Origin of the sequence: Intrasporangium sp. (assembly GCF_036566125.1) — a bacterium.
In the GTDB taxonomy this organism is placed as follows: domain Bacteria; phylum Actinomycetota; class Actinomycetes; order Actinomycetales; family Dermatophilaceae; genus Intrasporangium.
Window position 1 is genome coordinate 1 of sequence record NZ_DATCWX010000258.1, and the last position, 7,195, is coordinate 7,195.

General features: G+C 70.2%; 7 protein-coding genes and 1 pseudogene. All 8 read left to right on the plus strand.

The window, feature by feature from the left end; all coding sequences use genetic code 11:
- Window positions 1–495, plus strand: a pseudogene (locus VIR15_RS15880) (type III sulfide quinone reductase, selenoprotein subtype); the annotation flags it as partial.
- A 20-nt stretch (window positions 496–515) separates the two neighbouring features.
- Window positions 516–830: a TusE/DsrC/DsvC family sulfur relay protein gene (locus VIR15_RS15885; RefSeq protein WP_331929460.1), complete on the plus strand. Its 315-nt coding sequence runs from the start codon at window positions 516–518 to the stop codon at window positions 828–830.
- Window positions 830–1,381 carry a DsrE/DsrF/DrsH-like family protein gene (locus tag VIR15_RS15890; protein WP_331929462.1) on the plus strand — a complete coding sequence of 184 codons (552 nt, stop codon included), beginning with the start codon at window positions 830–832 and terminating at the stop codon, window positions 1,379–1,381. The genes VIR15_RS15885 and VIR15_RS15890 overlap by 1 nt, the downstream gene beginning before the upstream one ends.
- A gap of 73 nt (window positions 1,382–1,454) precedes the next feature.
- Window positions 1,455–2,135 (plus strand): response regulator, encoded by a 681-nt coding sequence (locus VIR15_RS15895; RefSeq protein WP_331929464.1) that lies wholly within the window; start codon window positions 1,455–1,457, stop codon window positions 2,133–2,135.
- On the plus strand, window positions 2,132–4,810 hold the full coding sequence (locus VIR15_RS15900; protein WP_331929466.1) for a DUF4153 domain-containing protein: 2,679 nt from the start codon (window positions 2,132–2,134) through the stop codon (window positions 4,808–4,810). Before VIR15_RS15895 ends, VIR15_RS15900 begins: the two co-directional genes overlap by 4 nt.
- 35 nt (window positions 4,811–4,845) lie before the next feature.
- A complete protein-coding gene (locus tag VIR15_RS15905; protein WP_331929468.1) occupies window positions 4,846–5,976 on the plus strand; it encodes an aminotransferase class I/II-fold pyridoxal phosphate-dependent enzyme in 1,131 nt (376 codons plus the stop codon).
- 79 nt (window positions 5,977–6,055) lie between these two features.
- Window positions 6,056–6,784, plus strand: a complete 729-nt coding sequence (gene pyrH / locus VIR15_RS15910; RefSeq protein WP_331929470.1) for a UMP kinase — start codon at window positions 6,056–6,058, stop codon at window positions 6,782–6,784.
- Window positions 6,785–6,862: 78 nt separating this feature from the next.
- Window positions 6,863–7,195: ribosome-recycling factor (locus tag VIR15_RS15915; RefSeq protein ID WP_331929472.1), on the plus strand; the 333-nt coding region annotated here is incomplete at its 3' end.

Sequence of the window (7,195 nt, forward strand, 5' to 3'; positions counted from 1 at the left end):
ATCCCGCTCAACATGGGCGCCGACTTCGTGGCGCGCTCGGGGCTCGGCGACGACCTCAACTACGTCCCCGTCGACAAGCACACCATGCAGTCGACGGCGCACCCGGAGATCTTCGCGCTGGGTGATGCGAGCAACCTCCCGACGTCCAAGGCGGGCTCGGTCGCCCACTTCTCGGTCGAGGTCTTCGTCGAGAACTTCATGGAGCTCATCGAGGGCAAGCCGATGACCCACTCCTTCGACGGGCACGCCAACTGCTTCGTCGAGTCGGGTGGTGGCAAAGCCCTGCTCCTCGACTTCAACTACGACACCGAGCCGCTCACGGGCACGTTCCCGCTGCCGAAGGTCGGCCCGATGACGTTGCTCAAGGAGTCACGCGCGAACCACGTCGGCAAGCTGGCGTTCCGCCACATCTACTGGAACCTGCTCCTGCCCGGCCGACCCGTCGGACTCCCGTCAGCCATGTCGATGGCCGGCAAGATCCCCGCCGGCACCTAGAGACGAAAGGACACAGCGCCATGCCAACCACCACCATCGCCGGCCACCCGGTCGAGGTCAACGACGAGGGCTTCCTCACCAACCCTGACGACTGGGACGAGCAGCTCGGAGCCGAGTTCGCCCGCCTCATCGGCGTCGACCTGACGGACGAGCACTGGAAGCTCGTGCGGTTCCTCCGCGAGGACTACCGGGCCCAGGGCGAGACCCCGACGCTGCGACGGGTCAGCACCCAGACTGGGGTGCCGATCAAGCAGCTCTTCACGATGTTCCCCGGCAAGCCGGCCAAGAAGATGTCCTACATCGCGGGCGTGCCCAAGCCGAAAGGATGTGTGTGATGACCACGACCGACACGACACTCGGGACCGCACCTGGGACCGTCTCTGACCCCGCACCTCTGGTCGTGCCCAACTTCGGCGACGAGGTCGCAGCGGATCGCAAGCTCGCCATCATCTGCAGCAAGGGCACCCTCGACATGGCCTATCCGGGCCTGATCCTGGGCAACGCCGCACTGGGCGAGGGCATCGAGACCCACCTGTTCTTCACGTTCTGGGGTTTCGACATGATCACCAAGAAGACCCAGGGCAGCCTCAAGGCGACCCTGCTCGGCAACACCGCCATGCACCTGCCCCAGGGGCTCGGCGGCATCCCGGGGATGACCCACCTTGCGACGTCCCAGCTCAAGAAGGCCATCGCCGAGCTCGACATCCCCGAGGTGCCCGACTTCCTCGACCAGATCGTCGCCTCCGGCGGTCACCTCTGGGGGTGCCGACTGTCCGCCGACATGAACCACCTCACCGAGGCAGACCTGCGAGACGACATCGAGGGCATCATCTCGGCGTCGGACTTCATCGAGATGACCGCGGGCGCCCAGCTGCTCTTCATCTAGTCCGGCCGGATCTTCACACGATCTCCAGACGGCGCACCCGGCTCGCCCGGAGCCGCGCTCCTACGCTCGACGCATGAGCCGAATCCTCCTGGTCGAGGACGACCCGACGATCAACCAGACCGTCGCCGACCGCCTCCGTGCCGAGGGGTTCGACGTCGTCCAGGCCTACGACGGGCCGGGTGCCGTGGCCGCCCACCTCGAGCACCGCCCGGACCTCGTCGTGCTCGACGTCATGCTTCCCGGCTTCGACGGCCTCGAGGTCTGTCGCCGGATCCAGGCGGAGCGGCCCGTGCCGGTGCTCATGCTGACGGCCCGCGACGACGAGACCGATCTCCTCGTCGGCCTCGGCGTGGGAGCCGACGACTACGTGACCAAGCCGTTTCGCATGCGGGAGGTCGTCGCTCGGATCCAGGCGCTGCTCAGGCGGGTCGAGCGAGCCCGTCAGATGGCCGCGCAGGGAGAGCCGGCCATCGCCATCAACGGCCTGCGCCTCGATCGGGCTGCTCGTCGCGTCACGGTCGACGGTGGGCAGGTTCACCTGACGCCCCTCGAGTTCGACCTGCTCGTCGCCCTCGCGGAGGAGCCCGGGACGGTGCGGTCCCGCGAGGACCTCATGCGCGAGGTGTGGGGCTGGGCGGAGGCATCCGGGACGCGGACCCTCGACAGCCACATCAAGTCCCTGCGCGCCAAGATCGGCGCCCACCGGGTGCGGACGGTGCACGGCGTGGGCTACGCCTTTGGAGACGGGTCGTGAACCCAGACCGCCCCCTGGACGGCCTGAGGTCCATCAAGGTCAAGCTCGCGGTCCTCGTCGGCCTGAGCATCGTCGCGGCGTCGATCGTCTCGGAGGTCGGCGACCGGGCCGGCGTCCCCGTCTGGCTGACGGTGCCGGTCACCATCGTCGGCGCTCTCGGCGTCGTCCAGTGGCTGGCGCGCGGCATGACGTCACCGTTGCGGGAGATGACCGCAGCAGCCGCGGCGATGGCGACGGGTGACTACTCACGCCGGGTCACGGCCACCTCGGCCGACGAAGTGGGCGAACTCGCGCGGGCCTTCAACACCATGGCGGCCGACCTCGCGGCGTCGGACCAGCAACGTCGTCAGCTCATCGCGACGGTCTCCCACGAGCTGCGTACGCCCCTCACCGCCCAGCAGGCGCTGCTCGAGAACCTCGTCGACGGCGTCATGTCACCTGATGACGCCGCGCTCCGCACCGCGCTCGCCCAGGCCGAGCGCCTCAGCGACCTCGTGTCCGACCTCCTCGACCTCAGCCGGATCGACGGCGGCATCAAGCCGCTGTCGCTCGCGCCCGTCGACGTGGGGCGGCTCGTCGCGCAGGGAGTCGCCGAAGCCGCGGCCGGTGGCGCCGACCAGCGGCGGATCAGCTTCGTCACCGTGGTCGGTGCGGATGGTCGTCCCAGCGGCAAGACCAGTGCGAGTGGTGAGGACGGCGGCGGGGACGGCCTCCTCGTCGAGGGGGACGCCGACCGCCTCGCCCAGGTGCTTGCCAACCTCCTGGACAACGCCGTCCGGCACAGCCCGGTCGGTGGCTCCGTCACCGTCAGGGCCGGCGTCCTCGACTCCGAGCGATGGATGCTCGAGGTCGCCGACGAGGGGCCCGGGATTCCGGCGGACCGGGCCGCCCGGGTCTTCGACCGCTTCGGGTCGTGGGGCGACTCGGGCGGCGGCACCGGCCTCGGGCTCGCGATCGCGAGCTGGGTCTGCGAACTGCACGGCGGCTCCATCGCGGTCCTGCCATCGGAGGCCGCCGCCACCGGCGCCCGGATCCGCGCCGTCCTCCCACGACACCCCGCCGAAGGCGCGGCCCATCCGTCCACCATCGACTCGAGTGCCGACCACGTGCCCGCTGCACCCATCCCGAAGGAGCGCCCCTTGACCACCCTCCCAGTGCCGCCCACCCCGGCTCCGCCGCAGCCGGCCGGTGTCCCTGCCCCGCCGTTCGTCGACTCGGTCTTCGGTGACCTCTGGCCCGAGCGTGGCCTCGCCCCGCAGCCGCGCCTCGTCCTGGGCTCGGTTGGGATCGGTCTGCTCGCTGCCCTCGTGGTCCCGGACCGGAACCTCGGCATCGCGACCTTCGCCATCCTGCTGCTCGCAGCCGCCCTCGTCTTCACGGCTTCCGTCCACCGGCGTGAGCGCGTCATGCAGGTCCCAGCCCTGCTCGCCGTCGCCCTCACGAGCCTCGTCGTCCTCCGAGCCGCCGAGTGGCTGGGCGTCATGGCGGTCGGCGTCGCCGGGCTCCTCGCGATGACCGCCCTGACCAACGCGCGCGGCCTCCCGTCCATGGTCGGGGGCTGGGCCTCGTGGGTCCTCGCCGGGGTGCGCGGGCTGCCCCTGCTCGGACGCACCCTCAATGCCGTGTCCAAGGTGTCGATCCTGTGGCCAGTCGTGCGCACCGTGGCGATCTCCGTCGTGGCGCTCGTCCTGTTCGGCGGTCTGTTCGCCTCAGGTGACGCCATCTTCGGATCGTGGGCCCAGGCGATCCTGCCCGAGTTCGCGGTCGACAGCATCGTCGTCCGGTTCTTCGTCGCGTTCGTCGTCGCGGGAACGGTCCTGGCGGCCTCGTACGTCGCCATCAACCCACCTCGCGTCGACCGGCTGGCACTGCCCGAGGGACGTCGCGTGGCCCGGGCCTGGGAGTGGCTCGTGCCGGTCGGGCTCGTCATCGTCACCTTCGCGATCTTCGTCGCGGCCCAGGCGACGGCGATGTGGGGCGGTCACGACTACGTCCAGCAGACCACGGGCCTCTCCTATGCGGAGTACGTGCACCAGGGCTTCGGGCAGCTGACGGCCGTCACCTTCCTCACCCTGCTCACTGTCGCCCTCGCCGCTCGCAAGGCCCCGCGCGAGACGGCGCAGGACAAGCTCATCCTCCGGATCGCCCTCGGACTCCTCTGTGCGCTGGCGCTCGTGGTCGTCGCCTCGGCCCTCTACCGGATGCACGTGTACCAGCAGGCCTACGGCTTCACCGTCCTGCGCGTCCTCGTCGATGCCTTCGAGCTGTGGATGGGGCTGCTCCTCGTCCTCGTCCTGGTCGCAGGAGTCCGGATGTCCGCGCGCTGGCTGCCCCGCGCCGCGCTCCTGTCGGGTGGCCTCTTCGTCCTCGTCATCGGCCTGGCCAACCCCGAGGCCTGGGTCGCCCAGCAGAACATCGACCGCTACCACGCGACCGGGAAGCTCGACGTGGCCTACCTCGCCACGCTCGGGGCGGACGCTGCCCCGACCATTCGCGCCGGCCTGCCCCAGGACCTCTCGGCCTGCATCATCAGCTCTCAGGGCCAGCCGCCGCAGGATGATGCCCTCGGCTGGAACCTCGGGCGCGCCCGGGCCAGCGACCTGGGGTCGCATCCCCTGACGGGCTTCGACGAGGCGACGTGCTCGACGGCGCTGAGCCGCGGCATCGGCGGCTGAACGGGCCGACGGACCGATTGGGGCAAGATGACGGGGTGCGTGCCGATGTCGTCGACCTCTTCGAGCTCGACCCTGCCCTGACCCACCTCAACCACGGCGCCTTTGGTGCGGTCCCGCGCGTCGTCCGCGAGGCGCAGGACCGCGCTCGCGCCCGGATCGAGGCGGCCCCGATGAGAGCGTTCCGGGACGAGTTGCCCCACCAGCTCGCGGCCGCCCGGGAATCGGCGGCAGCGTTCCTCGGCGTCGCCCCCGACTCCGCCGCGCTGGTGCGCAACGTGTCCGAGGGCGTCGCCGTCGTGCTCCAGGCGCTCCGGATCGGACGGGGCGACGACGTCGTCGTGAGCAACCATGGGTATCGCACCGTGACACTGGCGGTGCAGGCCAACGGCGGCACGGTCCGGGAGGCCGCCTTCGACCTGACCGCGAGCACGACCGACATCGTGGCGGCGTTCACCGATGCCCTGACTCCCGACACGCGCCTGGTCGTCATCGACCAGATCACGTCGCCGACGGCGCTGCTCCTTCCCCTGGCCGAGGTGGCCGCGGCCGTGGCTCCGGTCCCCGTCCTCGTCGACGCCGCCCACGTGCCCGGAGCCCTGCCCGACCTCGACATCGAGGCGCTCGGGGTCGCCTACTGGGTGGGAAACCTCCACAAGTGGGCGTTCGCACCGCGGTCCGCGGCCGTCCTGTGGGCGGCCCCGGAACGCCGCGACGGCCTCCGGCCCCTCGTGACCTCGTGGAGCCACGGTGCGCCCTACCCCGCCTCCTTCGACCTCCAGGGCACCGTCGACCACTCGGCGTGGCTCGCGATCCCCGATGCCATCGACTTCTGGCAGGACCTCGGCGGGTGGGACCAGGTCGAGCGCAACGCCGCCCTCCTGCGCCGTGGCGCCGACCACGTGGCCAAGGCGCTGGGGGCTGGCAGCGAGCTCAGCGGCATACCCTCTGCTCCCTGCATGACGCTCGTGCCGCTCCCGGGCGGGGTGGCGGAGACGACGGAGGCGGCCGAGAGCTTGTGGCAACAGGTGTATGCCGCTGGGTTCGTCGTCCCGCCTCTCTCCTTCGGGGGCCGCGGGTTCGTGCGCCTCGCGGCGCACGCGTACAACGACGAGGACGACTACGCGCGCCTCGCCGAGACCCTCGTCACGCTGGTGGGCGGCGGCTGAGCCGTCGATGCGACCGTGGCGGCGCGGATGTGGCAGGATCGGGCGACCGCCGGAACGCTGCCACCAAGGAGGCTCCGTCATGACCGACGCCCGAAACACCCGGTTCCACAGGGTGCTCCTGAAGCTTTCCGGGGAGGCCTTCGGCGGTGGCAGGGTGGGCGTCGACCCGAGCGTGGTCGCCGGCATCGCCAAGCAGATCGCCGAGGCTGTCAAGGGCGGCGTCGAGGTCGCCGTCGTCGTCGGCGGCGGCAACTTCTTCCGTGGCGCCGAGCTCCAGCAGCGCGGCATGGACCGCACCCGCGCGGACTACATGGGCATGCTCGGCACAGTGATGAACTGTCTGGCCCTGCAGGACTACCTCGAGAAGCAAGGCGTCGAGACGCGGGTCCAGTCCGCGATCGCGATGCAGCAGGTCGCCGAGCCCTACATCCCGCGCCGGGCGATCCGTCACATGGAGAAGGACCGGGTCGTCATCTTCGGCGCCGGCGCCGGCATGCCGTTCTTCTCGACCGACACGGTGAGCGCCCAGCGTGCCCTCGAGACCAAGTGCGACGCGCTGCTCATCGCCAAGAACGGTGTCGACGGCGTCTACTCGGCTGACCCCAAGACCGACCCCACGGCGACGAAGTACGACACGCTGACCTTCGACGAAGGGCTGGCCAACGGGCTGCGGATCGTCGATGCGGCAGCGTTCTCCCTCTGCAAGGAGAACAAGCTGCCGATGGTCGTGTTCGGCATGGAAGGCCCCGGCAACATCACCCGCGCCCTCCTGGGTGAGAAGATCGGCACGCTGGTCACCAACGCGTGAGCATGATTGACACAGGGGCGGTGAGGGTGTCCGCGCCACAGACCCTGTGACCCGGATGAGGACGAGGAAGCGAGAGACATGATCGACGAGACGATGTTCGAGGCCGAGGAGAAGATGGACAAGGCCATCGAGGTCCTCAAGGAGGACTTCGCGGGCATCCGGACCGGTCGCGCCAACCCCGGCCTGTTCAACAAGCTCCTCGTGGACTACTACGGGGCGCCGACGCCGCTGCAGCAGCTCGCGTCCTTCCAGAACCCTGAGCCGCGCACGATCCTGGTCATCCCGTTCGACAAGTCGGCCCTGCACGCGATCGAGAAGGCCATCCGGGACTCCGACCTCGGCGTCAACCCGGCCAGCGACGGTCACCTGATCCGCTGCGTCATGCCCGAGCTGACCGAGGAGCGGCGCAAG